Origin of the sequence: Burkholderia sp. AU45274 (assembly GCF_030482505.1) — a bacterium.
In the GTDB taxonomy this organism is placed as follows: Bacteria; Pseudomonadota; Gammaproteobacteria; order Burkholderiales; family Burkholderiaceae; genus Burkholderia.
In genome coordinates this window covers 1,001,288-1,015,375 of sequence record NZ_JAUJQE010000001.1, presented here as the reverse complement: position 1 = coordinate 1,015,375, position 14,088 = coordinate 1,001,288, and the positions used below count along the sequence as shown (strand labels likewise).

At 68.3% G+C, this 14,088-nt stretch carries 12 protein-coding genes; 6 read left to right on the top strand and 6 right to left on the bottom strand.

Annotated elements, in window-relative coordinates; all coding sequences use genetic code 11:
- Both QZM35_RS04590 and ilvD read left to right on the top strand, forming a co-directional pair.
- The gene (locus QZM35_RS04590) at positions 1–1,023 is read left to right on the top strand and encodes an Ldh family oxidoreductase (RefSeq protein WP_301775477.1); all 1,023 of its coding nucleotides are present in this window, start codon (positions 1–3) and stop codon (positions 1,021–1,023) included.
- Positions 1,024–1,363: 340 nt separating this feature from the next.
- Positions 1,364–3,223, top strand: a complete 1,860-nt coding sequence (ilvD, locus tag QZM35_RS04585) for a dihydroxy-acid dehydratase (RefSeq protein ID WP_301775476.1) — start codon at positions 1,364–1,366, stop codon at positions 3,221–3,223.
- Positions 3,224–3,363: 140 nt separating this feature from the next.
- On the opposite strand, the gene QZM35_RS04580 is transcribed toward ilvD, so the two are convergent.
- Both QZM35_RS04580 and QZM35_RS04575 read right to left on the bottom strand, forming a co-directional pair.
- On the bottom strand, positions 3,364–4,203 hold the full coding sequence (locus tag QZM35_RS04580) for an SH3 domain-containing protein (RefSeq protein WP_301775475.1): 840 nt from the start codon (positions 4,201–4,203) through the stop codon (positions 3,364–3,366).
- A 33-nt stretch (positions 4,204–4,236) separates the two neighbouring features.
- Positions 4,237–4,674 (bottom strand): hypothetical protein, encoded by a 438-nt coding sequence (locus tag QZM35_RS04575; protein WP_089427727.1) that lies wholly within the window; start codon positions 4,672–4,674, stop codon positions 4,237–4,239.
- 297 nt (positions 4,675–4,971) lie between these two features.
- Between QZM35_RS04575 and QZM35_RS04570 the strand changes: the two genes are divergently transcribed.
- Both QZM35_RS04570 and QZM35_RS04565 read left to right on the top strand, forming a co-directional pair.
- Positions 4,972–6,507 (top strand): sigma-70 family RNA polymerase sigma factor, encoded by a 1,536-nt coding sequence (locus QZM35_RS04570; protein WP_174971709.1) that lies wholly within the window; start codon positions 4,972–4,974, stop codon positions 6,505–6,507.
- 181 nt (positions 6,508–6,688) lie between these two features.
- Positions 6,689–7,591: a helix-hairpin-helix domain-containing protein gene (locus tag QZM35_RS04565; protein WP_301775474.1), complete on the top strand. Its 903-nt coding sequence runs from the start codon at positions 6,689–6,691 to the stop codon at positions 7,589–7,591.
- Between the two features lies 1 nt (position 7,592).
- Here the strand turns inward: QZM35_RS04565 and QZM35_RS04560 are convergent, their stop codons facing one another.
- Both QZM35_RS04560 and QZM35_RS04555 read right to left on the bottom strand, forming a co-directional pair.
- A complete protein-coding gene (locus QZM35_RS04560; protein WP_301775473.1) occupies positions 7,593–8,207 on the bottom strand; it encodes a hypothetical protein in 615 nt (204 codons plus the stop codon).
- Between the two features lie 269 nt (positions 8,208–8,476).
- Positions 8,477–8,902 (bottom strand): helix-turn-helix domain-containing protein, encoded by a 426-nt coding sequence (locus QZM35_RS04555; protein WP_089427731.1) that lies wholly within the window; start codon positions 8,900–8,902, stop codon positions 8,477–8,479.
- A 140-nt stretch (positions 8,903–9,042) separates the two neighbouring features.
- Here QZM35_RS04555 and QZM35_RS04550 point away from each other — a divergent pair, with 140 nt between their 5' ends.
- Positions 9,043–9,540: a DUF2938 domain-containing protein gene (locus tag QZM35_RS04550; protein ID WP_089427732.1), complete on the top strand. Its 498-nt coding sequence runs from the start codon at positions 9,043–9,045 to the stop codon at positions 9,538–9,540.
- A gap of 258 nt (positions 9,541–9,798) precedes the next feature.
- Here the strand turns inward: QZM35_RS04550 and QZM35_RS04545 are convergent, their stop codons facing one another.
- Positions 9,799–10,239, bottom strand: coding sequence for a MarR family winged helix-turn-helix transcriptional regulator (locus tag QZM35_RS04545; protein ID WP_047850156.1), 441 nt, complete (start codon positions 10,237–10,239; stop codon positions 9,799–9,801).
- Between the two features lie 122 nt (positions 10,240–10,361).
- On the opposite strand from QZM35_RS04545, the gene QZM35_RS04540 reads away from it, so the two are divergent.
- Complete coding sequence (locus tag QZM35_RS04540; RefSeq protein WP_089427733.1) at positions 10,362–11,891, top strand: DHA2 family efflux MFS transporter permease subunit; 1,530 nt, start codon at positions 10,362–10,364, stop codon at positions 11,889–11,891.
- Between the two features lie 37 nt (positions 11,892–11,928).
- Here the strand turns inward: QZM35_RS04540 and QZM35_RS04535 are convergent, their stop codons facing one another.
- Positions 11,929–13,443, bottom strand: coding sequence for an acetyl-CoA hydrolase/transferase family protein (locus QZM35_RS04535; RefSeq protein ID WP_089432532.1), 1,515 nt, complete (start codon positions 13,441–13,443; stop codon positions 11,929–11,931).
- Positions 13,444–14,088: the final 645 nt, after the last annotated feature.

Here is a 14,088-nt window from a genome sequence, read left to right as displayed (position 1 = left end):
ATGACCGCCTCCACCGACGAAGTCGTCCTGTCGCTCGATGACGTCCACGCGCTCGCGCTGCGCGTGCTGACGCACAACGGCATGTCCGACGCGCATGCGCGTGCCATCGCCAACGTGATCACGCAGGGCCAGCGCGACGAATGCCATTCGCATGGCGTGTACCGGCTGCTCGTCTGCGTGCGTTCGCTGAAGAAGGGCAAGGTCGATCCGCAAGCCGTGCCGACGCTGCGCCGGTTGTCGTCGTCGATCGTCTCGGTCGACGCACATCGCGGCTTTTCGCTGCTGAGCTTCGAGACCGGCCTGCCGGTGCTCGTCGAGATGGCGAAGCAGCACGGCATCGCCGCGATGACGATCAACCACTGCTACCACTTCTCCGCGCTGTGGCCGGAGGTCGAGGCCATCGCGGCCGAGGGGCTGGTCGGCATCGCGATGAACCCGAGCCATAGCTGGGTTGCACCGGAAGGCGGCAAGGAGCCGGTGTTCGGCACGAACCCGATCGCGTTCGCATGGCCGCGCCCGGGCGGCGTGCCGTTCGTGTTCGATTTCGCGACGAGCGCGATCGCGCGCGGCGACATCGAGCTGCATGCGAAGCAAGGCAAGGCGATCCCGCCGGAATGGGCGATCGACGCCGACGGCCGGCCGACCACCGATCCGAAAGCCGCGCTGCAGGGCGCGATGCGCACGTTCGGCGGCCACAAGGGTTCGGCGCTCGCGGCGATGGTCGAACTGCTCGGCGGCGCGCTGATCGGCGACATGACGAGCCGGGAATCGATGGACTTCGACGAAGGCGTCGGCGCGACGCCGTGCCACGGCGAGCTCGTGATCGCATTCGACCCGAAGGTGTTCCTCGGCGACGATCTCGACACGGGGCTCGCGCGCGGCGAACGGATGTTCGAATCGATCGTCGCGCAGGGTGCGCGGCTGCCGTCGCAACGCCGCTTCGACGCCCGCGCGCGCAGCATCGCGAACGGCGTGCGGATTCCGAAGGCGCTGTACGACGAGATCCTGACGCTGCTCGACTGACGCGCGATCGAGCGGCGCGGCTTCGTCGTCGGCAAGACGGGCGATGAAGCCGCTGCTGGGCTCCGCTGGCGATGGCCGGCTTCCGGCTTCGCGTGCTCCCGCCATTCCGTCTTCGCGCCGCGCTTTGTTCGGTTCTTTCGGCTTGTGGGCCCACGCGCTGCCCGCCGCGCCCCACCCGCGCCGATCGGCCTTGCCCGCCGGCGCCGCCCGCCCGGCGGCTGTGGGATAATCACGGAGTTTGCCCAGGGCGCAGCTCAAGAGGTTGTTTGCACGGGCGCGAGAGAGGCCTTTATTCCCCGTGCCTCCACCCTTTTCCCGCGATATTTCTTCAGCAACGACCATGCCCACTTACCGTTCCAAAACCTCCACCGCTGGCCGCAACATGGCAGGGGCGCGCTCGCTCTGGCGCGCCACCGGCATGAAAGACGACGATTTCTCGAAGCCGATCATTGCGGTCGTCAACTCGTTCACGCAGTTCGTGCCGGGGCACGTGCACCTGAAGGATCTCGGCCAGCTCGTCGCGCGCGAGATCGAGGCAGCCGGCGGCGTCGCGAAGGAATTCAACACGATCGCGGTCGACGACGGCATCGCGATGGGCCACGACGGCATGCTGTATTCGCTGCCGAGCCGCGACATCATCGCCGACTCGGTCGAATACATGGTGAACGCGCACTGCGCGGACGCGATGGTCTGCATCTCGAACTGCGACAAGATCACGCCGGGGATGCTGATGGCCGCGATGCGCCTCAACATCCCGGTGATCTTCGTGTCGGGCGGCCCGATGGAAGCGGGCAAGACGCGCCTCGCGAACCCGGTCACCAAGGCCATCGAGGTGAAGAAGCTCGACCTCGTCGACGCGATGGTGATCGCGGTCGACCCGTCGTATTCCGACGCCGAAGTCGCCGAAGTCGAACGCTCGGCCTGCCCGACCTGCGGTTCGTGCTCGGGCATGTTCACCGCGAACTCGATGAACTGCCTGACCGAAGCCCTCGGCCTGTCGCTGCCCGGCAACGGCACCGTGGTGGCCACCCACGCCGACCGCGAGCAACTGTTCAAGCGCGCCGGCCGTCGCATCGTCGAACTCACCCGCCAGCACTACGAGCAGGACGACGAACGCGTGCTGCCGCGCTCGGTGGGCTTCAAGGCATTCGAGAACGCGATGACGCTCGACATCGCGATGGGCGGTTCGACCAACACGATCCTGCACCTGCTGGCGATCGCGCAGGAAGCCGGCATCGACTTCACGATGAAGGACATCGACCGCCTGTCGCGCGTCGTGCCGCAGCTGTGCAAGGTCGCGCCGAACACGAACAAGTACCACATCGAGGACGTGCACCGCGCAGGCGGCATCATGGCGATCCTCGGCGAGCTCGACCGCGCCGGCAAGCTGCACACCGACGTGCCGACCGTGCACGCGCCGTCGCTGAAGGACGCGCTCGACCAGTGGGACATCGTCCGCACGCAGGACGACGCGGTCCGCACGTTCTACCAGGCCGGCCCGGCCGGGATCCCGACGCAGGTCGCGTTCAGCCAGAACACGCGCTGGCCGAGCCTCGACCTCGATCGCGCCGAAGGCTGCATCCGCTCGTACGAGCATGCGTTCTCGAAGGAAGGCGGCCTCGCCGTGCTGACGGGCAACATCGCGGTCGACGGCTGCGTGGTGAAGACGGCCGGCGTCGACGAGAGCATCCTCGTGTTCGAAGGCACGGCACACGTGACCGAATCGCAGGATGAGGCAGTCGACAACATCCTGAACGACAAGGTCAAGGCCGGCGACGTGGTGATCGTGCGCTACGAAGGCCCGAAGGGCGGCCCCGGCATGCAGGAAATGCTCTACCCGACCAGCTACATCAAGTCGAAGGGCCTCGGCAAGGCATGCGCGCTGCTGACGGACGGCCGCTTCTCGGGCGGTACGTCGGGCCTCTCGATCGGCCATTGCTCGCCGGAAGCGGCAGCGGGCGGCGCGATTGGCCTCGTGCGCGACGGCGACAAGATCCGCATCGACATCCCGAACCGCACGATCGACGTGCTGGTGTCGGACGACGAACTGGCGCGCCGCCGCGAAGAGCAGAACGCCAAGGGCTGGAAGCCGACGCAGCCGCGTCCGCGCAAGGTGTCCGCTGCGCTGAAGGCCTACGCGAAGCTGGTCATGTCCGCCGACAAGGGTGCGGTGCGCGACCTGTCGCTGCTCGACGACTGATTGGGGTAGCAACTAGCAAGGCCGGCTGCTTGTAACACGTAGCCGGTCAGGCTGCGGGCCGTCGCCCGCTCGCCCGATCCAGAAGCCGCTCTCCGGAGCGGCTTTTTTTCGTCCTGCGCCGACCCAATGCATCGGCATCGTCAGTGACGGAGTTCTTCCGGGCCGCCGCCTCCGCCACCACCGTGGCTTCCGCCGCCGTTCCCGCCGCCTTGCGGCCGCCCACCGCCGCCACCCCAACCACCGCCCGGGTGCACTGGTACCGGCATCGAACGGCCCTCACCGCCCGGCGCGGGAGGCGGACGCATGACGGCGGCCGGTGGCGGATGCATGACGGCCTGCGGCGGCGCTGCCGGACGCGGATTGCCGGCTGCACCCGGCATCGGCGCAGGCGCGGGTGCCGGCGCAGGCGCAGCCGGCGGCGGCGTGCGAATCGCGCCGTTCCAGCCGCCGCGTGCAGCGGACGGCCGCGCGTCATGCACGGGCGGCGGTCCGCCCGGTGCGGCCTGCGGCGGCCCACCCGGTTGCGCGCGCCCCTGTCCCGGCGGCACGCCGCCCGGGCCGAGCCGCGGTTCCGCGCGGTGTTCCCACCGATCGCGGTCATGGAACCAGGGGCGGTGACGGTAGTAGCGATCCCAGTACGCACCGATCGCGAACCCCGTGATCGGCACGCCGACGATCGCGCCATATTCGAGCAGCGGCGCATAACCGCCCTGGTACGGATAGTCGATCAGTTGCGCGTCGATCCAGCCGCGCACGCCCGGCAGCGCGACGTCGCACCACGTGTAGTCGCTCAGGCAGCCGAACACGTCCAGCGCGGTGCCCGGCGGAATCTGCGCGACGACCGGATAGTCGGGCGCGGGCCCGGCGAACAGTTCGGCCGGCGAATTCGTGTAGCCGGTGCTCTGTGCCTGTGTAATATCCGGCGCGGCCGCCAGGCCGAGCAGGACGACGCACAGGCTACGGACAATCGTGTTCCTCATGATGCTCTCCCGCGCGGTGCCGCCGCGCGCCGGTCAGTGCCGATGCCCGCCCCAGCCGCCGCCCCAGTGGCCGCCGCCCCACGGACGATGCCCGTACCCGCCGCGTCCACGCCAGCCGCCGCCCCATCCGCCCCAGAAGCCGACCGAGATCGCCGGTGCGCCCCAGCCGTACCAGCCCGGGTAATACGCGGGGGCATAGTACGGATACGGATAGGGATACGGTGGCGGATAGGCCGGCGCGACGTAGACGGGCGCCGGATCGACCACCGGCGGCGCGACCGCCGCCGCAGCCGGGCCCGGCGCAGTGGTGGCCGGCGCAGCCGGCGTGACGGGAATCTCGCGCTGCGTCAGCGTGGCCGGCGCCGGTGTGTAGTACGGCGCATAGCCATACGGACTCGTGTAATAACAGCCGCCGAGGGCCAGCGTCGTCAATGCGAATACCGCATACCTCGCGGCAGGAATCGGGGTCATCGGTTGCTCCGGCAGAATCCACGCGTCGCCGCCAGGCGCGCGCCTGACTCTAGCTTACGTCCCCTGCAGATTTCCGCTCGGTCTGATCGGTTACTTTTTGTTTCCTGCACCGGACGGGCGCGCGGGCACGCCGCATGCTGGCACGTCTGCCGCACCCGCGTTGAAGTTCGCGCAAATGCCCTCAACTTGAACGATGTCAGGCTGGCCGGCGCGGACGGGGTTCGCGAGCAACCGGCGGCCCGAAACCAGCGGACTTCGGCCCGCCCAGACAGGAACGCGGCTCACGCCGCCATCGACATGACTACGCCACGGCCCACTCCCCGGGCGGACACGCCGCTCGATCCGATCATCCAGTTGCTGGCGCTCGCCGGCGAACAGGGTTATCTGACCCACGCCGACCTCGTCGACGCGCTGCCGCCCGAAAGCGACAGCCCCGACGCGCTCGACGTCGTGCGCGCCGCGCTCGCCGACATCGGCATCGCCGTGCTCGACGAGCCGGCCGCGCCTGCGCCGTTCGCCGGTTCGGCGCCGGTCGACGTCGATCGCGATGCGCTCGACGAAGGCCGCGCGATGCTCGGCGACCTCGCACGCGGCACGAGCGCGTCGACCGATCCGCTCGCCCTCTACATGCGCCGCATGCAGGCGGTGCCGCTGCTCACACGCGAAGGCGAAATCGTGCTGGCGCGCGAGATCGAGACGGGCCGCCACCAGATCCTGCACGCGCTCGCCGGCTATCCGGCGGCGGTGGACGCGCTGCTCGCGCGTCATCGCGCCCCGGTTTCGACCCGCGCAGCCGGGTCGTCCGACGACGACGCCGGCGACACGCCTGCGCCGGCCAGCTACGACGCGCTGCAGGTGGCCGTCGCGGCCTTGCGCGGCGCATTGCACGCGCACGGCTACCGTTCAGACGAATACCGTGACGCACGCAACCACGTCGCCGCCCTGCTCGGCTCGATCGCGTGGGTCGCACCGGCCGTCGACGACGCGAGCGGCGTCGTGCGCACGCTCGTGTCCGCGCCGCATCGCGCCGCGGCGGGCGAAGCCGCCTGCTTCGACACGGTCGCGCGGCGGGCACTCGCCGCGGCGCTGGCAGACGGCCAGCAGAAAGTGCACGACGCCACGCGCGCGATGCTCGAGGCGAACCTGCGGCTCGTGCTGTCGATCGCGCGCAAGTACATGAACCGCGGCGTCGACCTGCCCGATCTCGTGCAGGACGGCAGTCTCGGCCTGATGCGCGCGATCGAGAAATTCGAATACCGGCGCGGGTTCAAGTTCTCGACCTATGCGACCTGGTGGATCCGCCAGGCGATCGCGCGCGCGGTCGCGGATCGCGCCCGCACGATCCGCGTGCCCGTGCACGTCGGCGACCAGTACCAGCGGGTGCAGCGGCATGCGCTGCGTTTTCGGCAGCGCACGGGCCGCCGGGCGACGCCGGCCGACCTCGCCGCCGAAACCGGCCTCGACGAGGACAAGCTGCGCGCGGTGCTCGCGCTGCCTGCCGAGCCCGTGTCGCTCGACGCGCCGCTGCCCGACGCGGACACCGGCCTCGTCGAGCTGATCGAGGACCAGGCGTCGGCCAGCCCGTTCGAGCAACTGGCCGACACGCGGATGCGCGAATGCGTGAGGTCGCTGCTCCGGTCGGTCACGCCGGCCGAGGCCGACGTGCTGCGCCGGCGGTTCGGGCTCGGCGGCGCCGAGCCTGACACCTACGACGCGATCGCGCAGGACGCGGGCATGTCGCGCGAACGCGTGCGGCAGATCGAGAAGCGGGCGCTCGCCGCGTTGCGCACGGCCGCCGAGGCCGAAAACGCGCAGTCGTTCCTCGACGCGTGACCGCCTCACGCGACGCACGGTCGTGCCGCTTTCCGGCACGACCGTGCGCGTCGAACCTGTGCTACGTTTGCCATTGACGTGCGTCAAGTTTTCTTCATCGCGTGTCGTGACAATGATGAAAGGCCGACCGGCGCATCGTTCGCCGTGTCCATTCCGTTTGTGCTTCCCCGGGTCCCTCGCCATGCAGACGACCGTCAGCCAAACGTTCGAGGAAAACCGGCATATCGCGGCCTGCCTGCGCGAGGCGGCGCAGCGGCTGGCTGACCAGGGCGCGAATCCGTACCGGGTCGCCGCGTACCGCGCGTCGGCCGAGACGGTCGACGCGCTCGACCTCGACATCCGCACCCTGTTCGAATCCGGTGGCGTCGATGCGCTCGGGATGCTGCCCGAGGTCGGCACGGGCGTCGCCCAGGCGATTGCCGAGCTGCTGGTGACGGGGCGCTGGCGCCAGCTCGACCGGCTGTGTGGCGACGCCGAACGCACCTCCGCGTTCGAAGCGGTGCCGGGCATCGGCCACGCGCTCGCGCTGCGCATTCACGACCTGCTGCACATCGATACGCTCGAGGAACTCGAACGCGCGGCCCGCAACGGCCAGCTCGAAACGATCTCGGGCGTCGGCCCGCGGCGCGCGGCCGGCATCCGCGCCGCGCTCGACGACGTGCTGAGCCGCCGCCGGCGCTGGCAGGGCCACGTGCAGGACGCCGGCCGCGGCACGGAGCCGCCCGTCGAACTGCTGCTCTACATCGACCGCCTGTACCGCAACAAGGCCGCCGCCGGCGTGTTGCCGACGCCTGGCGTCGTACAACGCGTCACCGCGCATCGGCGCCCGAATGCGGACGACTACGTGCCGCTGCCCGTGATGCACGTGACCAAGGGCGGCTGGCATTTCACCGCGCTGTGCCTGCATGCCGCGATGCGCACGCCGGAGGCGTCCCGCCCGACGGACTGGGTCTCGCTCTATTTCTACGACGCCCTGCAACGCGAGCATCAGCGGACCGTCTTCACCGAAACGTACGGCTCGCTCGTCGGCAAGCGCATCGTGCGCGGGCGCGAGCAGGAATGCCGCGTGTACTACGCGGGATGACTCAGTCGTCGCCGGTTTCGTCGACGTCGAACGGGACGTCGAGCACCGACGCGACTTCGCGACATGCATGGGTGAGCACGCGCGATCGGCGGCCGGAATAATCTGCCGCGAGATAGAACCAGGTCGAATGCGGCCCGCAATCGTCTTGACTGTTCCGTTTCGGTACGTCGAACCAGAACTTCACCATGTAGCCGCCCTTCCAGCGAACCGGAATCACCTGCGTGAGCTGCATTCTCGTGATTGCACCGTGGCGGAACCGGATGGTGTCGTCACCGACGCGGAACCCCGACCACGCGCCGTCGTTCGACACGAACACGGTCAGCATTTCGTCCGGCAGCACGACGGTCGGGGCGTCTTCCTGGGCCAGCTCGGCCGTCGACACCATCGCCGCCCCCGAACCGTCGCGCCCCGTCTCGACATCCACGTACGCTTCGATCGTCAGCTTCGCCTTGTCGTAGAAACTGCGCGTGACGTCGGACCGCACGGCGTCGGCGATCAGCACCAGTTGCTTGAATCGTGCACGCTCGCCGTATCGAAACGGCACATCGGGTGCGTCGCCGGGCTCGTCAGCCAGTTCGTCCTCCGGACTATCGGTCCGTACAGGCGGAGCGGCCATGACAGGCGGTTCAATGCCCCCGCACCGCCGAGTCACCCAATCGATTCCCAACGCCAGCAGCACTTGCGGCGTCACCATCACGACGGCCACCGTCGCGAGCCCGGCGAGCACCCCGTAATGCGGCGCGACCCGCGATGCCGCATACGCGGCAGGAAACACAAGCAAAATCCACACGCTGCAACCCCGTTGTTCCAGTTTGCGATGTCTGGCACCGCATGACTCCGCGCATCACCCTGCCATCGGCCAACCCGCCGATGCATACTCGCCGCCTACGCACCCTCCGTCTTCGTGCGGCGGGCCGGATGGCGATGCGCGGCGATCCGCAGCAGCTTCTGGAACGACGGGCATTCGAGATGGTTCGATGCCGGGCACACGGCCGCATGCCGCAACGCATCGCGCACGGCGCCGAGACGGCGGATCGTGCGGTCGAGTTCGTCGGCCTTGCCGTCGAGCTTCGCGCGATCGATCGCAGGCATGCCGTCCGTGCCGACCATCGCGAGGATGTCGTCGAGCGAAAAGCCGGCCTCGCGGCCCAGTGCGATCAGCGCCAGGCGCTCCAGCACCGACTCGTCGTATTGCCGCCGCAGCCCGTGGCGGCCGATCGGGACGATCAGCCCCTTTTCCTCGTAGTAGCGCAGCGTCGACGCGGGCAATCCCGAGCGTCGCGCCACCTCTGCAATGTCCAGCCGGCTCATGCTTGACCTCAAGTGAACTTGAGGTTGCAAGATAGTCGTTCGACTCGATGAAGACAAGCCCGGATCGCCATGAAACCGTTGAAACCACGCCGTATTCCGCTGCACCGCGCAGCCTGTTCCCTTCTCTGCGGAGGCACGCGATGAGCCTGCCCGACGTCCTGCCCGACCTGCTGCTGATCGGCACGGGCGCCACGCTCGTGATGGATCTGTGGACACTGTTCCGGCGGCGTGCATTCGGCATTCCGTCGCTCGACTATGCGCTGGTCGGCCGCTGGATCGGCCACATGATGCACGGCCGGTTCCGGCATGCGTCGATCGGAGCCGCGGCGCCCGTGCCGGGCGAACGTGCGCTCGGCTGGATCGCGCATTACGCGATCGGCATCGCGTTCGCGGCACTGCCTCTCCTGATCGCCGGCCCGGCGTGGATCGACGCGCCGACCCCGCTCCCCGCGCTAGTCGCCGGCCTCGCTAGCGTCGTCGCACCGTTCTTCGTGATGCAGCCCGCGTTCGGTTTCGGCATCGCGGCGTCGCGCACGCCGAACCCGGGCGTCGCGCGCCGGCGCAGTCTCATCACGCATCTGTCCTACGGTGTGGGGCTTTATCTGGCTGCGTACACGCTCGCGGCACTGACCCGTTGAGCAGATGGACTTCCGGAGGCCGTAACAGCTAGCGTCGGCTCAACCGAGCCGACGTCGATACCCACGCAAGCGCTTCGTCGAACATGGCGAGCGTATCGTCTCGTGTGCCAGCCGGACGACGGCCACGCCGGGCATCGGCACCCGCGCAACGGCGACGACAACGCCGCGTGCCGGCATGCGGGCAAACGCCGCATGCTCGCGCGCTGCCGCCCGGTGCTTTCAAGTCGTTCATCCGGCCCGCCCGACCGGCGGGCCACGTCACTCCCCGCCGCAATCGATCAGGTTGTGGCGCACGCGCCCGAGCAGCCGCACCAGCGTGTCGCGCTCGTCGGGCGTGAAGCCGCGCAGCCCGTCGTCGGCGACGGTGTCACCCACTTCGAGCATCTGCGGAAAGATCTCGCGCGACTTGTCGGTCAGCCGGATCACGAATGCGCGGCGGTCGTCGTCGTTCGCGATGCGCTCGATCCAGCCATAGCTTTCCATCCGGTCGAGCAACCGCGTGAGCGAGATCGGCGCGATCTCGAGCCATTCGGCGAGCCGCGCCTGATTCATCTCGCCCTTCCACGTCAGGTACGCGAGCACGCGGCTTTGCGCCCGGGTCAGCCCGATGCGCTTCGCGCGCCGGTCGAACAGGCGTCCGTTCAGGCGGGCGACATCGGCGATCAGATAGCCGATCCGGTTCTCGTAAGTCTTGTCCATCCGGCGATTATAGGGGTCAAGCCGGCCATGCCTCGGCGATAAGCGGATATATAATACGCGTGCTTATAATTCCAGCCATACCGGATCGCCGCCCACGGCGACCGCCCCGTGGAGACACCCGCTTGAACCCCGCCGCCGACGCCCCCGCCTCGCCCGCCCTGAACCGGCCGATGCTGACCCTGTCGATCATGCTCGCCACGCTGATCCAGACCCTCGACAGCACGATCGCGAACGTCGCGCTGCCGCACATGCAGGGCACGCTGTCCGCGTCGCAGGACGAGATCACATGGGTGCTGACCTCGTATATCGTCGCCGCGGCGATCGCGACCCCGCTCACCGGCTGGCTGTCCGACCGGCTCAGCGTGAAACGGCTGCTGATCGTGTCGATCGCGGGCTTCACGGTCGCGTCGGCGCTGTGCGGGCTGTCCGAGACGCTCGTGCAGATCGTTGGCGCGCGCCTGCTGCAGGGCGTATTCGGCGCCGCGCTGGTGCCGCTGTCGCAGTCGATCCTGCTCGACATCAATCCGCGCGAGAAACAAGGCCAGGCGATGGCGATCTGGGGAATGGGCGTGATGGTCGGCCCGATCCTCGGCCCGACGCTCGGCGGCTGGCTCACCGACAGCTACAACTGGCGCTGGGTGTTCTTCATCAACGTGCCGATCGGCGCGTTCGCGCTCGCCGGCGTGATGACCTTCCTGCCCGCACGCGCGCCGCGCCCGCACGTGAAGTTCGACGCGTTCGGCTTCGCGACGCTGGCGCTCGCGATCGGCGCGTTCCAGGCGATGCTCGACCGCGGCGAACAACTCGACTGGTTCGGCTCGTACGAGATCCGCATCGAGGCGATCGTCGCGGCACTCAGCTTCGCGTTCTTCCTCGTGCATACGGCGACCGTCGGCAAGGCGTCGTTCTTCAAGTCGGAACTGCTGCGCGACCCGAACTTCGCGACGGGCACGCTGTTCATCTTCGTGGTCGGCGCGGTGCTGTACGCGACCCGCGCGCTGCTACCGCCGATGCTGCAGAACCTGATGGGCTACCCGGTCGCGACGACGGGCCTCGTCACCGCGCCAAGCGGCGCCGGCACGATGATCGCGATGCTGTTCGTCGGCAGGCTTCTGAAATACGTGGATGCGCGGATGCTGCTGCTCGCGGGGCTGGCGATTTCCGCGCTCGCGCTCTGGCAGATGATGCAGTACACGGTCGTGCTGTCCGAAGCGGACATCGTGTGGCCGGGCGTGGTGCAGGGCTTCGGGCTGGGGCTCGTGTTCGTGCCGCTGAGCGCGCTGTCGTTCTCGACGCTGCCGCCCGACCTGCGTGCGGACGGCACGGCCACCTACAGCCTGATGCGCAACATCGGCAGCAGTATCGGCATCTCGATCGTGCAGACGCTGATGACGCGCAACACCCAGGTCGCGCATGCCGACCTCGCGACCCACATCACGCCGTTCAACCCGGCCGTGCAGGCGATGGTCGGCAGCCGCGTCGACATCGCGCTGCTCGACCGCACGATCAACCAGCAGGCGTCGATGATCGCGTACCTGAACGACTTCAAGCTGATGTTCGTCGCGACGCTGCTGATGATTCCGCTGTTGCTGCTGATCCGCCCGCCGCAGAAGGCGGCGAGCGTGGAAATCGCGCACGCGGCGATGGATTGACGAGCGCACGCGCGGCGCGCGCCCGCTTCGCTCCGCGTCAGGCCTTCATCGTGCCCGTGCGCACATAGCGCTCGTGCCACGACAGCGCCTCGGCGAGCAGGTGCGGCGTGTGCTTGCCGAAGCTTTCGCGCGACGCACGCTCGAAGTAATCCTCGAGCATCGGCCGGTAGTCGGGATGCGCGCAGGTCGCGATGACCTTGCGTGCGCGCTGCTTCGGCGACAGGCCGCGCAAGTCCGCGAGACCCTGCTCGGTGACGACCACCGCGACGTCGTGCTCGGTGTGATCGACGTGGCTCGCCATCGGCACGATCCGCGAGATCGCGCCGCCCTTCGCGGTACTCGCAGACATGAAGCACGACAGGTAGCCGTTGCGCGCGAAGTCGCCCGAGCCGCCGATGCCGTTCTGGATCTTCGTGCCCATCACGTGCGTCGAGTTCACGTTGCCGTAGATGTCGGCCTCGATCATCCCGTTCATCGCGATGCAGCCGAGCCGGCGCACGAGCTCCGGATGGTTGCTGATCTCCTGCGGGCGCAGCACGATCTTCTCGCGGAACGTCGCGATTTCGTCGGCGAAGCGCTGCACGGCGGCCGGGCTCAGCGACAGCGCGGTGGCCGACGCAAAGCTCAACGTGCCGTCCTGCAGCAGGTCGAGCATGCCGTCCTGAATCACTTCCGTGTACGCGGTCAGGTTCGAGAAGCCGGCCGAGCTGAGCTCAGCGAGTACCGCGTTCGTGATGTTGCCGACGCCCGACTGCAGCGGCAGCAGGTTTTCCGGCAGGCGGCCGCGCTTCACTTCATGGCGCAGGAAGTCGATCAGTTGCAGCGCGATCTGCTTGGACGTCGCGTCCGGCGCGGAGAACGCGTTGCTGCGGTCCGGCGCGTCGGTCTCGACGATCGCGACGATCTTGTCGGCCGGGCAGCGCAGGTACGGCTCGCCGATCCGGTCGTCGCTCTTCGTCAGCGGAATCGGCTTGCGGTGCGGCGGCAGCGCGGTGCCGTAATAGACGTCGTGCATCCCGTCGAGGCCGAGCGGCTGGCGCGAGTTGACCTCGAGGATCACGTGCTTCGCGCGTTCGAGCCAGGTCTTGTTGTTGCCGATCGACGCGGACGGAATCAGCAGCCCGTCCTCGCGGATACCCGCGACTTCGACGATCGCGACATCGAGATCGCCGTACAGCCCGAACCAGGCGTACTGCGCGACATGGCTCAGGTGGACGTCCTGGTAGTCGACTTCGCCGCCGTTGATCTTGTCGCGCAACGTCGGGTCGGACTGGTACGGCAGGCGCATCGAGATGCCGTTGGTGCGGGCAAGCGCGCCGTCGAGTTCCGGCGCGGTCGATGCGCCCGTCAGCACGTTGATCCGGAAGTCCTCGCCGCGCGTGTGCGCCGCGTCGATGTGGGCGGCAAGCGCGGCCGGGACGGCCTTCGGATAGCCTGAGCCCGTGAAGCCGCTCATGGCGACGGTCATGCCGGGACGGATCAGCGCGGCGGCTTCGTCGGCGGTGCGGACGAGCGAACGCAGGGCGGGAGCGAGGATGCGTGATGAAGACATGGCTGGTTTCTGACGCTTGGGGTCTGTCGTTGACGTCGCGGGGGGTGTCTCCTGAGCGACATGAAGCCCTTGGGGCCGCGAGGGGCGGCCGGCACCACAGGCACGGTCGGAGTATCGCAGAGGCCATCGCCGCAAAATGTCCGCTAAATGCAAAAGATCCTTGCCGGATTTGCCGGGTATCGAACGACCGTTCTGTGACAGGCGTGCCGTTTAAATCGGATGCACACGAAAGGTGCGCGAAAGCATCGGGCAGAACGACCGGTCGCCGATCGACAACTCACGCGCATCAATCGACGAATTTCCACTGCGCTTTATCGCCTGCGGATCGGCAATGACCGACGCCCGTCCGGCGCGGCCAATTGTCGCCCGATGCGGCTTGTCCCGACCTGACGCACGTCAAGCTCGCACGCGCCGCGCGACGCGCGGCGGGAAGCGCGAAAAGCACCGCCGCACCGGCCTGTGAGGCCCGTCCGTCCTTGACAGTCGCGCGTTGCGAACCACACTGGAATACGGATGCCGCCGCCCCGTCTGGCCGCCCTTTCGCGCACGCTTTTTTCGGCCGGCCGATCGCCGCAAGACGCGGTAACACTCCCTCATGTCAGGACATTGATCGAATAAAAAGCACCAAATTACAATTCCGTATAT

Coding starts and splice junctions, on each gene's coding strand:
- QZM35_RS04590 (WP_301775477.1), top strand. CDS start 1: ATGACCGCCTCCACCGACGAAGTCGTCCTGTCGCTCGATGACGTCCAC.
- ilvD (WP_301775476.1), top strand. CDS start 1,364: ATGCCCACTTACCGTTCCAAAACCTCCACCGCTGGCCGCAACATGGCA.
- QZM35_RS04580 (WP_301775475.1), bottom strand. CDS start 4,203: ATGAGGAACACGATTGTCCGTAGCCTGTGCGTCGTCCTGCTCGGCCTG.
- QZM35_RS04575 (WP_089427727.1), bottom strand. CDS start 4,674: ATGACCCCGATTCCTGCCGCGAGGTATGCGGTATTCGCATTGACGACG.
- QZM35_RS04570 (WP_174971709.1), top strand. CDS start 4,972: ATGACTACGCCACGGCCCACTCCCCGGGCGGACACGCCGCTCGATCCG.
- QZM35_RS04565 (WP_301775474.1), top strand. CDS start 6,689: ATGCAGACGACCGTCAGCCAAACGTTCGAGGAAAACCGGCATATCGCG.
- QZM35_RS04560 (WP_301775473.1), bottom strand. CDS start 8,207: ATGGCCGCTCCGCCTGTACGGACCGATAGTCCGGAGGACGAACTGGCT.
- QZM35_RS04555 (WP_089427731.1), bottom strand. CDS start 8,902: ATGAGCCGGCTGGACATTGCAGAGGTGGCGCGACGCTCGGGATTGCCC.
- QZM35_RS04550 (WP_089427732.1), top strand. CDS start 9,043: ATGAGCCTGCCCGACGTCCTGCCCGACCTGCTGCTGATCGGCACGGGC.
- QZM35_RS04545 (WP_047850156.1), bottom strand. CDS start 10,239: ATGGACAAGACTTACGAGAACCGGATCGGCTATCTGATCGCCGATGTC.
- QZM35_RS04535 (WP_089432532.1), bottom strand. CDS start 13,443: ATGTCTTCATCACGCATCCTCGCTCCCGCCCTGCGTTCGCTCGTCCGC.